Consider the following 14321-nt stretch of genomic DNA (forward strand, 5'->3'; position numbering starts at 1 on the left):
CTTCCTCGCAACACTGCAAGATTCTGCGCCGCAACTCGTCTCCGAATGCTTTCGCCATCCTCTATGTTGCCGCAGGAGCTTCGCCGAACTTACAGTAGCATAGCTTCAATCAGTACCCTATTAACTAAAATGGTATAGCCGCCAGCAGCTAGTGGCTAACAGCCTTTTGATACAATCCTTCTTCCCCAATGCCGACCAAGACCAACATGAAAATCCTCATCTCCCGCACACAGATTGCCGAGGGTGTTGCCCGCATCGGCCAGGAGATTACGCGCGACTTCGCCGGACAGTCAGTAATCCTGGTTGGGGTGCTCAAGGGCGCGTGCCTTTTTCTGAGCGACCTAGCGCGCCAGATTGAGCTTGACGCCACGTTTGATTTCATCGCTGTACGCAGCTACGGAACACAGAAAGAAAGCGCCGGTGAAGTCCAGCTCATCAAGGACGTAACCTCGCCGCTGGAAGACAAAAACGTGATCCTGGTGGAGGACATCCTGGACACCGGATTAACCTTCAGTTTCCTGCGGAAGTTGCTGATGGCGCGCAAGCCGCGCACGCTCAAGTTCGCCGCTCTCCTGGATAAGCCCTCACGCCGCCAGATGCCGGTACAGGCTGATTACGTTGGCTTCAAGATACCGGATGAATTTGTGGTCGGCTATGGTCTGGATTACGCGGAGCGCTTCCGTAACTTACCGGACATATGCGTCTTTTCTGAAGATGCTGAAAAGTAGTGGTACAATCCGTTCTGGATGTCACAGGTCCTGACAGATCCTCAGGTTTCTCTTCGGAACTGGCAAACGGTTGCCGGCTTCATTGACCATACCCTACTCAAATCAGAAACCACGGCAGACCAGATCGTCCGTCTGTGTGAAGAAGCCGCGTGCTTCAACTTTGCCGCCGTCTGCGTGAATCCCTGGTGGATTGGGCTGGCTGTCTCCGTACTGCACGGGACGCCCGTAAAAATTGCCACCACCATTGGTTTTCCTCTGGGCGCGAACCACACGACGGTTAAGCGTTTTGAAGCCGCCGAGGCCGTCCGCCTGGGCGCGCATGAAGTGGACATGGTGATGAATATTGGGGCGCTGAAATCGGGCGACCGCCAGGCCGTGCTGAATGACATTGTGGCCGTGGTGGAAGTCGCGCATGGCAGCGGAGCGATTGTTAAGGTGATTCTTGAAACTCCGATGCTCACTCTGGAAGAGAAAATTCTTAGCTGCCAGCTCAGTCTCGCCGCCAAAGCTAACTTCGTTAAGACCGCTACCGGCTTCTTTGGCTCGGCCACCCCGGAAGATGTTTCTCTGATGCGCGGCGTGGTCGGAGACCAAGCAGGAGTGAAGGCTTCCGGCGGGATTCGCACGGCAGCCAATGCCAATGCAATGATCGATGCCGGAGCTAACCGAATCGGCGCAAGCGCCGGCGTAGCCATCGTCCGCGAACTCGGCGCGCCGGAGTTCACACCGAAAGCGAAAACATAAATTATAAAATTGTCCTTCTGGCGTATCCCATCCGTAACGGATTAAGGACATTTTTTCTCAACCTTTTCCGCGCCGCTCCGTCACAATAGAAGCTCAATACTTCGCAGGAGGCATTACCGAAAGATGCGCAAGATTTTTGTCCTATTTACTTTTCTACTTCTCTCCATCGGCAGCTGGGCCCAGAAAACCCATGACATGAGCCATGAAGGTTCATCCGGCGATATTTTTGTCGGCTATTCACTCCTCAACGGCGACACGCTCTCGCATGCGAGCGGATGGGAAGCCGCTCTCACCGGGAACGTCAATGACTGGTTCGGCCTGAAGGCGGATCTGGGCGGCAATTACAAATCGTTTGGCGGTGGAACGGCACGCGAGTACAACATTCTGTTTGGCCCACAGCTCTCGCATCGCGTGGAGAAGTTCAACGTTTTCGTCCACGGATTGTTAGGCGTTGCGCATGCCAGTGCTGATGGAGGTCCCAGCAGCACCGGCGCAGGCTGGGTGATTGGCGGCGGCGCTGATTACAACCTGAACTCCAACTTCGCCATCCGTCCGGTGCAGCTTGATTACCACGGCGCCCATGTCTTTGGCACCAATCAAAAAGACGCGCGCTATTCCGTCGGCCTCGTCTATCGGTTTAAATAGCCCCTTGGTTTATCTGCTGAACTCAAAACTTCTCCAATCGCTCTGGATGAGCCTTTCCAGGGCGATTGGTTTGTTGAACCTGTTTTCCACCCTCTCGCGCAGCCGCGGCTAACTGTTATCATCATGATGTACCCGATGGCTACCACTACACCACCACCGCAACGCGTGGACGTTGAAGCACTTCTTATTGAAGTGGCGGACGTTCTTAACACCACGCTTGATCTCGATACGCTCCTGCAGCGCGTGGCTGAGATGGTGAAGCGCGTCATCGATTATGAAATTTTCTCCATTCTTTTGCTGAACGAACGGGCGCAGGAACTGCGATTTCGCTTTCAGATTGGCCATCTCCCTGAAGTTGCGGAGCGGATTCGCGTGAAGGTGGGTGAAGGCGTGACTGGGCGCGCCGTCCAGGAACGCAAGGCCATCCTGGTAGACGACGTTTCAAAAGAGACAGAATATATTGAGGCGGTTCCCCGTGTTCGGTCAGAGCTGGCCGTGCCGCTGATCAACAAGAACCGCGTTATCGGCGTGATGGACCTGGAGGCGAAGGAGCGCGCGTATTTTAAGGAAGAACATGCGCGGTTGCTCACGCTGATTGCTTCGCGCATCGCCGTGAGCATTGAAAACGCGCGGCTGTACACACGGATCGTAAAGCAGGCCGGCACATTGGCATTGCTGAATGAAATCAGCCGCGATCTTACCTCGATCCTGAATGTTGACCAATTGCTCAAGCGTATCGGCGACCTTCTATTGAAGGTCATCGACTACCACATGTTCTCCATCCTGCTGTTGGACGCTACCAAACAGAAGCTGGTGCACCGTTTTTCTGTCCGATTTAAGGAGAATGTCCAGATCAAGCATGACATTCCCGTCGGTCGCGGCCTGGTGGGCGCAGCGGCGCAGAGCAAGAAGCCGGTGCTTGCCCCCGATGTCGCCCGCGATCCGCGTTATATCAAGGCCAATCCTGAAACGCGCTCAGAGCTCTGCGTGCCTCTCATATATAAAGACGAAGTCATCGGTGTTCTTGATCTGGAGCATACGCGCCGGGGTTATTTCACTGAGGACCATTTGCGCACCGTGAGCACGCTCGCGGCGCAGGTGGCCATTGCAATTGAGAATGCAACGCTCTATGAGCGCATTGCGCGTGAAGAGCAGCGCATGGAGCGTGACCTCTCCATGGCGCGGGAAGTACAGCATCATCTGCTTCCGCCTACGTGTCCCAGTATGCAGTTTGCCGAAGTTGCGGCGCGCTTCAATCCCGCGCATGCCATTGGCGGCGACCTCTACGATTTTCTCGATTACACGTTGCCACGCGCCTGCATTGTGGTGGGCGACGTGAGCGGTAAAGGCGCACCTGCTGCACTTTATGCCGCGCTGGTCAGCGGTATCCTGCGCAGCCTTGCCCGCGACGAGCCTTATCCCGCGGATATGCTCAATGCCGTCAACCGCTCGCTGAACCATCGCCGACTGGATGCGCAGTACCTTGTCCTCACATGCGCGCTCTGGGACGACGAAAAACGTACTTTGCGTGTGGCCAACTCGGGAAATCCCCGTCCAATTTACTGCCATGATGGCCACGCACACATGCTGGAAGCTGCCGGCCTTCCATTAGGTATGTTTGAAGACGTTTCCCATGACGAGGTCACGATTCATGCCCAGCCGGGCGATGTGTTCGCCTTTTTTAGTGATGGCATTGTTGACGCCAGTAACTCTAAGGACGAACCGTTTGGCCGCAGCCGCGTGGAGCACGTCATCGCTAAAAACGCGGGCGGCACCGCGCGAGAGATTGTGGATGCTATTTTCAGAGCAACAGACGAGTTCGCCGCCGGTGCAGAGGTTTTCGATGACCAAACCGCAGTGATTCTTAAAGTAAAATAGCCATTTGCGTGCAAACGCCGCCAGTGTGCCAGGGCGTTCATGCTAAATAAGCTCTTATTTCTGCAAAACATACACAATAGGCGGAGCTTTCTTGCGCTTTAGAAGAGTCCGCACGCTTCGCGACAGATTCGCCGATTTTCAATCCCTATTTTTCCGCAAGTTCCTCAAGATAAAAGTCTTTTGAAATTTTAATCTTCTACTCGCTCGATTCTAATGACGCGGGCGCATTGTACTGCCTGAGGGCTGACACCGTCTTCCGGCTGTGCAGGTCGAGATGGCCGCGCAAAAACCATCTGCAGTCGATTTGCATGGGTCTATTTGACATCGGCAACAGGTTCCAGAGAGAGATAAATAGGGACCGGGCCATTGCGTGTCAGCGCTTGTTCCGAGCCACGGCCAATGAGCCCGTAGCCGGATGCAGGTAAACACTTAAGGAGCGCAGCCAATGAGCCGTAAACAGCCTGAAGGATTTTTCCTGTCTGAAAATTCCTCCAAAGCGAGACTTCGGGAAGCGGAAAATGCAAGAAACAATAGAGCAGAGATCGTCAAAGCCTATTCACAAGGCAAAGTCTCTCGTCGCGATCTAATCAAGTGGGGCTTAATCACAACTGGTGGCATGCTGGCCCCCATTCACGGTCTTAACCCATTCGTTAACAGCGCGTATGCAGGTTCATTAAACGGTCCCACAGGCGCACCGCCCAGCCCAGGACTCAACGGTCTGGCATTTACGCAGCCGATGCTTCGCTTTGAGCTGCTTGATCGCAATCCGATCTCCACAGCCAGCCCGGTTCCCACAGCATTATCCAATCAGACGCCCATCAATATGGCCCCTGAATTGGGCGGCGGTCTTGGCCCGATGGAAGGCCGTCCTCCGGGACAGGATTGGGCCCACCAGCGTTTTGATGAATTCGCGCCGCAAGTGCTGATTGAAGCCACACAGGAAGGCGCCAAGATCAACACCAAAAACGGCCAGAGCATTCATCCCAAGTTCCATCCCAATCTTCCCGATCAGGGTCCGCTGGCCATGTGGACCTTCAACGGCACCATTCCGCCCAAGTTGGCGATTGGCCGTTACGGCGAACCGATTATCTTCCGTCATCACAACATGCTTCCCGCTGATGTCACGAAGAACGGTGGCTTTGGACGCCACACGATTTCGACCCACGAGCACAACGGACACCACGGCGCGGAAAACGACGGCTTTACCGGCGCATTCTTCTTCCCCGGACAGTTCTACGACTATCACTGGCCGATCATTCTGGCCGGACATGACAGCATCAACGTTGACGCTACCGATCCAATGGCCGGAAGCCCGACCGACGCGGGCGGAATCAACAAAGTCCCCGGCGACTGGCATGAAACCATGTCAACTCACTGGTTCCACGATCACATGTTCAGCTTCACTTCGCAGAACGTGTACAAGGGCAACGCTGCCATGTTCAACATTTACAGCGCCCTGGATCGCGGCAACGAAGAACTGAATGACGGCGTAAACCTGCGGCTGCCCAGCGGCTCCTCAAAGTCATGGGGCAACCTGGATTACGACATCAATATCATGCTGGCTGACAAGGCATGGGACGCAAACGGACAGCTCTTCTTCGATATCTTCCAGCTCGATGGATTTATCGGCGACGTGATGACCGTGAACCTGTGCTACAAACCGTTCTTTGAAGTGGAGCGCCGCAAATATCGCTTCCGCATTCTGAACGCCAGCGTCTCTCGCTTCTTCAAGCTGTCATTGAGCGACGCGTCTCCGATGGTCCAGATTGCCAACGACGGCAACCTGATGCCTCAACCGGTTACGCTGACTCAGCTCGACGAACAAGGAATCGCCGAACGCTATGACATCATCATTGACTTCTCCCGCTACAACCTTGGCGACAAAGTCTGGATGGTGAACCTCTGCGAGCATCAAGATGGCAAGAAGCCCTCAGCTGATCGCTCACTGGCTGACGCGCTAGCGGGCAAGTCGTCCGATCCTTGCGTTGGTAAATTCCTGGAATTCCGCATCACGGCAAATCCGGCCAAGCCTGATCTGAGCCAGATTCCTGCGCAAATGATCCCCAACCCTGATCTCTCGAACATTCCCGTGGTTCGCGAGCGGACGTTTGAGTTTGGCAGCGGCGCCAAGAGCCTTACGGATCCGACGGACAAAGACCCGTGGGGCGTTAAGACAGACGGTGGCACCATGCTGCAAGCCGACTATGGCCGGGTCTCCGCGGCGCCCACACCGGGCACGCGTGAAATCTGGACCCTGAAAAATGCCGGCGCTGGCTGGGATCATCCAGTTCACATTCACTTTGAAGAAGGCCAGATTCTTGCCCGCAACGGCAGCGCAGCCAATGTGCCCGCGTGGGAAAAAGGCCGCAAAGACGTGTATCGCCTGCGTCCGGGTGGAAGCGTAACTCTCACCATGCAGTTCCGCGAGTTCTTTGGAATGTTCATGGAGCACTGCCACAACACCGTGCATGAAGATCACGCCATGCTGATTCGTTGGGAACTGGATCGCGGCCTGGTACCGATGCCGATGCCGATCCCGACTCCACAGGGTGTGGGCTACATTGCATCAACCACGCTGCCGACAGCGTTCAATCCAACACCAACCAACGTCTCGAACAAGAGCACTTCTGGCTCAGGCGGCGGTTCCGGCTCTGGCAAGGGTGGCAATGGTGGTGGCGGGCTGGATAATGGCACCTCCGGCGGCGGCTCTGGCAAAGGTAAATCCAGCAGCGGCGGCGGGAGTGGTTCCGGCAAAGGCTCCAGCGGCGGCGGGAGTGGTTCCGGCAAAGGCTCCAGCGGCGGCAGCGGCAAAGGTAAATAACTGAAGAGGGCACAAGTGGCGGGCCGTCCTTCCGGGGCGCCCCGCTACTTTTAAAAACATGATTATTTGGGAACCGAAGGGACCAGACACCATGCGACGGAATGGTTGGGCCATCCTTGCGGCAACAGCTGCATTTATGCTGTGTGCTGCTTTCTACTTGACGGTCGGCGTAACGCCGGCTGCTGCTGACAACTCCTATTGGGGCGCGAACTATTTCCCCAACGTGCCGCTCATCACACAGGATGGCAAAACCATCCACTTTTATGACGATATGCTGAAAGGCAAAATCGTCCTGATCAACTTTATTTACACCGAATGCGGGGAAACCTGCCCGCTTGAAACCGCCAAGCTTGCCCAGGTTTATAAATTGCTCGGCGACCGCATGGGCAAAGACATCTTTTTCTATTCCATTACAGTTGACTCCAAGCATGACACCCCCTCCGTCTTAAAGGCCTATGCAAAGAAATTTCATACTGGCCCTGGCTGGTACTTCCTGACCGGTAAGAAGGAAGATATCGATACCGTGCGCAAAAAGATCGGCATGGCCGGACGCTTGGACGAAGATCCCCTTACAGGCCACACGAGCAGTCTGACCCTGGGCAATGAACCGCAGGGTCAATGGATGCAGGACAGCTCATTTGATGATCCGCGTTTCATTGCAACCATCGTCGGCAATTGGCTTACGGCCGGATACCGCAAGGCCAGTAATAGCTATGAGAACGTGCCGAAAATTGACGAATCTGTTGGCGGTGGAGGGCCATCAATGTTCCGCACGCGCTGCGCAGCCTGCCACACCATCGGCGGTGGCGATGGCGTCGGTCCGGACCTGCTCGGCGTCACCACAGCTCACGGTCGCGACTGGGTCACCAGATACATCCTTGCGCCAGACAAAGCGCTGGCCGCAAAAGATCCTATCGCCATGGCCCTATTCAAAAAATACAACAAGGTCAAGATGCCGAACCTGCATTTGACTCCGGTCGATGTGAAGACTTTGCTCGACTATTTCGATAAACAAACAGCTACCGTCACACAGGCCGGTGATTCATCCGCGGACAGTACAAGCGCGATGAAGCCCGAGCCGGTTTCCACCAAAACCAGCCAGGCGCCAGGCAGAAATTAGTTGCCGTCCAGGCTGCGAGTGGGCCGCCCGATGCTTGAATGCGTCGGGCGGTATTTTTTCACACCCCGAGCGGAGCGAGGGGGCCCTATCGTCACTATAATATTTATAAGATCATCAAAGCGAATTCATAATCCTGAAGAAGCGTTTTAGATTATAGGGATCCCTCGCTTTGCTCGGGACTTCGGAAACCCTGCTAGAATCCTTTCCTCATGTTTACGCGCCCCCCGGGATTCACATACAAAAACGACGAGCTGCATTGCGACGGCCTGGCTATCAACAAGCTCGCGAAAAAGTTTGGAACGCCTTTGTACCTTTATTCCGCCACCGCCATCCGTGAGCGATATCGCGTGCTGGAAGGGGCATTCCACCACGTTAAACACACTCTGTGCTACTCGGTAAAGGCCAATTCAAACCTGAGCATCCTGCGCCTGCTGGCGGGGATGGGAGCGGGCTTTGACATTGTTTCCGGCGGTGAGTTGGAGCGGGTTCGGCGCGCACATAAAAAGTCGCTCAGCAAAGTGGTGTTCTCCGGCGTTGGCAAGATCGCCGACGAACTGCGTCTTGCGCTGCGCAGCGGCATTCTTCTGTTTAATGTTGAGAGTGAAGGTGAACTGGAGCTTCTGGCTGCCTGTGCCGCCGAGATACGCAAAGTCGCGGATATCTCTTTGCGCGTGAATCCTGACGTACCGGCGGAAACGCATCCTTATATCTCGACTGGTCTGCGCGAACACAAATTTGGCGTGCCCATCAGCAGCGCGCGCGAGCTCTCCCGCCGTGCCGCGCAACACAAATATCTGCGCGTGGCCGGTGTGAGCCTCCATATTGGCTCGCAGATTAGTGACGTTACGCCCTTTCATCTGGCCATGGAGCGAGCCGTGGATCTGGCGCTGGAACTTATAGCCGACGGCCATAAAATCCGTTTCATTGACGCGGGAGGCGGTCTTGGCATCTCATACAACAGCTCTGCTCCCGTAGAATTTAACGACCTCGCCCATCGCTATGAGGAAGCCATTACAGAGCCATTGCTGAGAATGAAGAAACCCGTTCCACATTTGCTGCTGGAACCCGGCCGCTCCATCATCGCGCCTGCCGGTGCACTGATCACGCGTGTGCTCTATCTGAAGCGCAATGGCAACAAGCGTTTCACCATTGTAGATGCGGCCATGAACGACCTGATTCGCCCGTCGCTATACCAGGCCAGGCATGAGATCACGCCGGTGAATCTGGTCAAAGGTCGAATCGAACGCGTGCAATCGGATATCGCCGGGCCCGTCTGCGAGAGCGGTGACTTTCTGGCCCGCGACGCGATGCTGCCGGCTGTCGCACAGGGTGAAAACTTGTGCGTGCTCGATGCCGGCGCTTACGGCATGTCACTGGCTTCGAACTATAATTCCCGTCCACGCGCGGCTGAAGTTCTGGTCGACGGCACCCGGGCTCGCCTCATCCGCCGCCGTGAAGCCATTAAAGACTTATTGCAACAGGAGGCCGCCTGCTTATGACCGATCTCAAGGCCCTGGCTTATGAATTTCTTCATGAAGCCCAGAACTCGCTCAAGACCGAAGGCTACCTCAATCCCACGGCCATCGTCATTACGCCCGACGAGAACCTTATCTTCGATATTGAGTTTGAGACGGAAGAAGAGCGCGACGAAATTTATTCTGAGATGATGGATGTCGCGCAGCAGAAGAATGCCAGCGCCATCATCACCGTGAATGACGTATTTCCAGATGACGCCGCGGGCTCTCCTGCCCAGTTGCAGGGTGAAGGCTGGGGTCATTTAGCTGAAGCGCCGACTGAAGCCATCCTCATCACCGTCTCTGGCAGCGGCTTTGATACATGGAGCCTGATCTGCCCCTACTTCAGGCGCGATGACCGCATCAATTTTCATCCGGCGCGGGAAATTCGAAATCCCGGCGGAGAAGTTGAATTGCTGGACGATTGGACCGGCAAGGCAGGAGCGGCGTGATAGGAGCAGCTAGCAATTAGCAACTGGCAATTAGCCAAACCTTAACCACGGATTTACGCGGATCATCGCGGATAAAAACCTAAAGAGTGAAAAGCAATCGTCGATTACAAAACGATCAGGCGCCGGATTCGATAGAACTTGAATCTTGGCGAAATTCACTCATCGCCACAAGTCAAAGGCTGATTGCCAATTGCTAATTGCCAGCTGCTTCTCTTCCCCGCATCAACACTGATTTTTCCTTACATTTTCACATTCGCAAAAATCACAAAAATCGCGCTGCACCCGCATGGATATTGGACTTTAGTAACCGGCTGCACCGATTCCTGTTAACACCTCTGTGGAAGCGCCGCAAGCTCCTGATTCTGTTTGAGTTATAAATGCGAAAATCTGTTTGACTTAAATTACAGACCGCGTAAATTCACAATTGTTCTTTGACATTACAAAGTTTTCCCGGTTGGCGGCGAGTCCGGGTCCCAAGCAAGGTCACCCCGCAACAGCGCAAGCTGTAAAGCAGCGGAAGGCCGGTAAGGGTCTATTCAGCGAACTGCTGGTTGAGGAGAACGTGAAATGTTTAAAGGCAAAGATAGAAGCCCTGAGGTGTTGACCGATTTACCCGGTTGGCGGTAAGCCCGGAGCCCAAGCTTCAGCGTAAGCTGATTAAAGATCGCACTTTGTGGGTTTCGCAAGAAACTAAGACAGAGAAGGCTGGTCGGCAAGGGTCTATAGCGAACCGCTGGGCGAGGTGAATGGGTCAACCACAAACTCGGGGCTTCTTACTGTTTTCTCTCCTCTCTTACCCCGATTATCCCAACTTGCAGACATCTAGATACAACCTATCCCCAAGGTAGCCCTGTCGGGCGTTCGCGACTGCCAGGCGTCGACCGCTGGATGGATCGTCAGCGATTCGTGACCGCTCTGGCTTCTTCGTGCTTGGCTCGGGAGGTAAGCGCAATCTCAGAGTCCGGGGCCGTCCCGCGATCTGAATAGGTGATGTATATCGCCAGCCCTGTGAAAAGCGCTCCTGAGAGGATATTTCCCAGAGTGACGGGGATCTGGTTCCACAACCACCAGTTGGCGGTAGAGACCGGCGCACCCAGAAACTTTCCCGCTGGAATGAGAAACATATTCACGATGGAATGCTCATAACCCTGGGCGAAAAAGGTCACAATCGGCAACCACATTGCCGCGATCTTGCCGATTGTGGAACGGGAGATCAGTGCCAGCAGCGTACCTATGGTAACCATCCAGTTGCAAAGAATGGCTTTGATGAATGCAGTTGCCCAGCCGCTTGGACCCGCCGCCATGTATCCCAAAGTTTTCTTTTGCGCCGTTTGTCGGACCAGATCGCCAAGCGCGCCGCCATTGTTGGTGCCGCAATTGGTGATCGCCAGGTAAAACAGAAGGGCATAGAACATGCTCCCAGCCAGATTGCCCGCATACACCCAAAACCAATTGCGCAACAATTGTCTACCGCTTACCTGGCCGGCCAGAAGCGCCGGTGGAAGCAACGCAAAATTTCCCGTCGCAAGCTCAAGCCCCAGCAGCACCAGCATTACGAAACCCACCGGAAATAAAACCGCGCCGACAATCGGCGGCAAGCCTTGCGCTGTAACTACCATCGCGAGCGAGGTCGCGAAGCCAAGAAATGCTCCCGCCAGAAAACCACGCAGCAGCATGTCGCGAATCGAAAGTGTGGCTTTTTTGAAGGCCACGTTCAGCATTTCTGTCAACATTTCCGCTGGGCGAATATTGTCCACGACAGACCTCCCTCATCATTTTGGTTGAGTACCAAAACGGGAATCCCAAACTTCGCTTGGGATTTAGAAGTCTACTCCAATCCGCCATAAACGAGCTTGCCGCCCAGGTAGGTCGCTTCCACTTTCACGTTCTTGATGGCGGCCGGTGGGATCTTGAAAATGTCATCGGAAAGAATCACAAAGTCAGCCAGCTTGCCCGGGGTGATCGACCCTTTTTCTTTTTCCTGAAATTCCGCATAGGCTGAGCCCATGGTGTAGGCCTCAATAGCTTCAGTCACGTTCAGCTTTTGTTCCGGCACCCAGCCGTTCGGATTTTTGCCGTCCAGCGTGGCGCGTGTGACGGCGGCATAGATGCTCAGCATCGGGCTCAACGGTGCCACCGACCAATCTGTGCCGAAAGCCAGTCGCACGCCGTTATCCAGAAACGTGCGAAAAGCGTATGTGCGCTTGATGCGGTCGGGGCCGATGCGAGTCTCCGCCCAACGGCCGTCATCGATTGCGTGATAAGGCTGAACGGATGCAATCACGCCCAGCCGCGCATAGCGCACAAAATCTTTTGCCGCCATGTGCTGTGAGTGCTCGATGCGCCAGCGCCGATCGCGCTTGCCATTGGTCTTTTCGATTTGCGTAAACATGTCAAGCGTCATGGAGATCGCGCGATCGCCAATGGCATGAATGCAGAGCTGAAGGCCCGCTGCGTCCGCACCGCGAAGGCGCTGCTGCATGGCGGACACAGGATGCATCTCGTCGCTCAAGAGCCCGTGCGAGTTCGGCGCATCTGTGTATGCGTCAAAAAAATAAGCTGTTTCAGATCCCAGTGATCCATCAGCGTAGCCTTTCACCGCTCCCATACGGAGGAATGGTGTGCCAAAGGCCCGTCTGATTCCGAGCTTGGCTTGATCTTTCCAGCCTGTTTCCATCGGTGCAGCATAGATTCGGACAGTAAGCGCGTCCTGCTCTTGAAGTTCGGCATAGGCCTTCACGTCGTCATAGGACGGATTCATATCCTGAACGCTCGTCACGCCGAGAGAAGCCGCGTGGTCCAAGGCCTGATGAATCGCCCGCATGCGGTGCGCTGCGGTCATTGGCGGCATGACTTTGTTCACCAGCTCCTGCGCTGAATCTCTTAGCACTCCGGTGGGATTGCCCTGCGCATCGCGGACAATCTGGCCTCCGGCAGGGTCGGCGGTCTTCGACGTAATGTTTGCCAGTCGTAACGTGACCGAGTTTGCCAGTGACTCATGCCCGTCATAGCGATTCACCCATACAGGCGTGTCCGGAGTCGATGGATCAATCAGTTCCTTGGTGGGAAGATTCGCAGGAGACCATTTCTGCTCGTCCCAATCACCGCCGACGATCCATTCGCCTTTTGCCGTTGTCTTTACGCGCTCGGCAATCTTGCGCGCAAATTCTTCCGGTGAAGCAGCGTCTTTCAGTTGGACGGCCGAAAGATGGTCTCCGCCATCCACAAAATGCACATGCGCGTCATTAAAGCCGGGCAGCAGCAGCTTGCCTTGCGCATCCAGCACTTTTGTTTGTGGACCGTGCCATGCGTCAACCTCCGCGGCGGTGCCTACGGCGACAATACGCTCGTCGAGGACGGCCAAAGCTTCAGCGTGCGGGCGGGTTTTGTCGACTGTCCAGATTTTTGCGTTGGTAACAATCAGGTCCGCTGAAGGTTTGGTCTGTGCGGGCGCAAAGTTGGCAAGTACCAGGGCGAGCAATACTACTGCCCATAGACGCACGGTCATTGTGAAAGCCCGCCTCATTCCGCTATCTTTCTCCCCATTTAAGCTTGGTTCGCAGGACGTCAAAGAATGAGCGCCCCGCGAATTTAAAGAGTTTCACGTTATATTCTGACTTTTTGCAGACCACCACGTCATCATCCCCCAGCGGGGTTCCTACTTGTCCATCCACCGTCAAGAACGCCTGTTCTCGAGTCACAAGAATTCTGGCCTCGATGATCGCCGTATCTTTCACTACCAGGGGCCGATTCGTAAGCGCATGAGAAGCCACGGGAGTTATCACGAAACCGCGAAGTTCGGGAGAAAGAATGGGCCCGCCGGCGGCCAGTGAATATGCGGTTGATCCTGTCGGCGTGGAGATGATTAATCCGTCAGCTCTGTAATTTGCGACAAAATGGCCGTTTACGCGGACCTCAAAATCCGTAATGCGTGCCACTGCGCTCTGGTTCATCACAACTTCATTGAGCGCCTCATGTGTAGCAACACATTTTCCGTCTCGCATAACTTCGCAGTGCAGCATGGTGCGCAGGCTCAATTCATAATCGCGGGCAGCGTCAACTTCCTCCAGCGCCTGCTCAATCTCTTCTCGCCGAATTTCAGTGAGAAAGCCAAGCGATCCCAGGTTAACTCCAAGGATGGGAATATCAGCTTGCGCGACGCACCGTGCCGTCGAAAGCAATGTGCCATCGCCTCCCAGAACGATCACAAAATCAGGGGCAACACGCGCCAGGTCTTCGCGCTCCGCCGGTTCGCAGTCAGGGCAGAATTCGCGGGTTGACGCGTCAGCGGTGATCGCGTAACCGTGATCGCGAAGCCAGCCTGCCACCTGGACAACAACCTTGCCCAGTTCCGGCTTGCCCTGCTTGGAGATAATGGATGCTTTCTTCATCAGACAGCTTTGTTCATCAGAAGGCTTA

11 protein-coding genes are annotated in these 14321 nt (G+C 55.0%); 8 read left to right on the forward strand and 3 right to left on the reverse strand.

What is annotated here, in order from left to right:
- Positions 1 to 188 precede the first annotated feature (188 nt).
- The 8 genes from hpt to LAO76_25180 all read left to right on the forward strand — a co-directional run bounded on the left by hpt (position 189) and on the right by LAO76_25180 (position 9902).
- The gene (hpt, locus tag LAO76_25145; GenBank protein MBZ5494225.1) at positions 189 to 728 is read left to right on the forward strand and encodes a hypoxanthine phosphoribosyltransferase; all 540 of its coding nucleotides are present in this window, start codon (positions 189 to 191) and stop codon (positions 726 to 728) included.
- An 18-nt stretch (positions 729 to 746) separates the two neighbouring features.
- Positions 747 to 1472: a deoxyribose-phosphate aldolase gene (gene deoC / locus LAO76_25150; GenBank protein MBZ5494226.1), complete on the forward strand. Its 726-nt coding sequence runs from the start codon at positions 747 to 749 to the stop codon at positions 1470 to 1472.
- A gap of 123 nt (positions 1473 to 1595) precedes the next feature.
- Complete coding sequence (locus LAO76_25155) at positions 1596 to 2117, forward strand: porin family protein (protein MBZ5494227.1); 522 nt, start codon at positions 1596 to 1598, stop codon at positions 2115 to 2117.
- A 135-nt stretch (positions 2118 to 2252) separates the two neighbouring features.
- Positions 2253 to 3995 carry a GAF domain-containing protein gene (locus tag LAO76_25160; GenBank protein MBZ5494228.1) on the forward strand — a complete coding sequence of 581 codons (1743 nt, stop codon included), beginning with the start codon at positions 2253 to 2255 and terminating at the stop codon, positions 3993 to 3995.
- 445 nt (positions 3996 to 4440) lie between these two features.
- Positions 4441 to 6816 carry a multicopper oxidase domain-containing protein gene (locus LAO76_25165; protein MBZ5494229.1) on the forward strand — a complete coding sequence of 792 codons (2376 nt, stop codon included), beginning with the start codon at positions 4441 to 4443 and terminating at the stop codon, positions 6814 to 6816.
- Positions 6817 to 6907: 91 nt separating this feature from the next.
- The gene (locus LAO76_25170; protein ID MBZ5494230.1) at positions 6908 to 7936 is read left to right on the forward strand and encodes an SCO family protein; all 1029 of its coding nucleotides are present in this window, start codon (positions 6908 to 6910) and stop codon (positions 7934 to 7936) included.
- 209 nt (positions 7937 to 8145) lie between these two features.
- The gene (gene lysA, locus LAO76_25175; protein ID MBZ5494231.1) at positions 8146 to 9435 is read left to right on the forward strand and encodes a diaminopimelate decarboxylase; all 1290 of its coding nucleotides are present in this window, start codon (positions 8146 to 8148) and stop codon (positions 9433 to 9435) included.
- A complete protein-coding gene (locus LAO76_25180; protein MBZ5494232.1) occupies positions 9432 to 9902 on the forward strand; it encodes a hypothetical protein in 471 nt (156 codons plus the stop codon). The genes lysA and LAO76_25180 overlap by 4 nt, the downstream gene beginning before the upstream one ends.
- A gap of 896 nt (positions 9903 to 10798) precedes the next feature.
- Here LAO76_25180 and LAO76_25185 read toward each other — a convergent pair.
- The 3 genes from LAO76_25185 to LAO76_25195 all read right to left on the reverse strand — a co-directional run bounded on the left by LAO76_25185 (position 10799) and on the right by LAO76_25195 (position 14293).
- On the reverse strand, positions 10799 to 11659 hold the full coding sequence (locus tag LAO76_25185) for a formate/nitrite transporter family protein (protein MBZ5494233.1): 861 nt from the start codon (positions 11657 to 11659) through the stop codon (positions 10799 to 10801).
- 71 nt (positions 11660 to 11730) lie between these two features.
- A complete protein-coding gene (locus LAO76_25190; protein ID MBZ5494234.1) occupies positions 11731 to 13410 on the reverse strand; it encodes an amidohydrolase in 1680 nt (559 codons plus the stop codon).
- Positions 13411 to 13432: 22 nt separating this feature from the next.
- Positions 13433 to 14293, reverse strand: coding sequence for an NAD(+)/NADH kinase (locus tag LAO76_25195; GenBank protein MBZ5494235.1), 861 nt, complete (start codon positions 14291 to 14293; stop codon positions 13433 to 13435).
- Positions 14294 to 14321: the final 28 nt, after the last annotated feature.

The sequence above is a fragment of the Terriglobia bacterium genome, from assembly GCA_020072645.1.
Classification (GTDB): domain Bacteria; phylum Acidobacteriota; class Terriglobia; order Terriglobales; family Acidobacteriaceae; genus Angelobacter.

Coding starts and splice junctions, on each gene's coding strand:
- hpt (MBZ5494225.1), top strand. CDS start 189: ATGCCGACCAAGACCAACATGAAAATCCTCATCTCCCGCACACAGATT.
- deoC (MBZ5494226.1), top strand. CDS start 747: ATGTCACAGGTCCTGACAGATCCTCAGGTTTCTCTTCGGAACTGGCAA.
- LAO76_25155 (MBZ5494227.1), top strand. CDS start 1,596: ATGCGCAAGATTTTTGTCCTATTTACTTTTCTACTTCTCTCCATCGGC.
- LAO76_25160 (MBZ5494228.1), top strand. CDS start 2,253: ATGGCTACCACTACACCACCACCGCAACGCGTGGACGTTGAAGCACTT.
- LAO76_25165 (MBZ5494229.1), top strand. CDS start 4,441: ATGAGCCGTAAACAGCCTGAAGGATTTTTCCTGTCTGAAAATTCCTCC.
- LAO76_25170 (MBZ5494230.1), top strand. CDS start 6,908: ATGCGACGGAATGGTTGGGCCATCCTTGCGGCAACAGCTGCATTTATG.
- lysA (MBZ5494231.1), top strand. CDS start 8,146: ATGTTTACGCGCCCCCCGGGATTCACATACAAAAACGACGAGCTGCAT.
- LAO76_25180 (MBZ5494232.1), top strand. CDS start 9,432: ATGACCGATCTCAAGGCCCTGGCTTATGAATTTCTTCATGAAGCCCAG.
- LAO76_25190 (MBZ5494234.1), bottom strand. CDS start 13,410: ATGACCGTGCGTCTATGGGCAGTAGTATTGCTCGCCCTGGTACTTGCC.
- LAO76_25195 (MBZ5494235.1), bottom strand. CDS start 14,293: ATGAAGAAAGCATCCATTATCTCCAAGCAGGGCAAGCCGGAACTGGGC.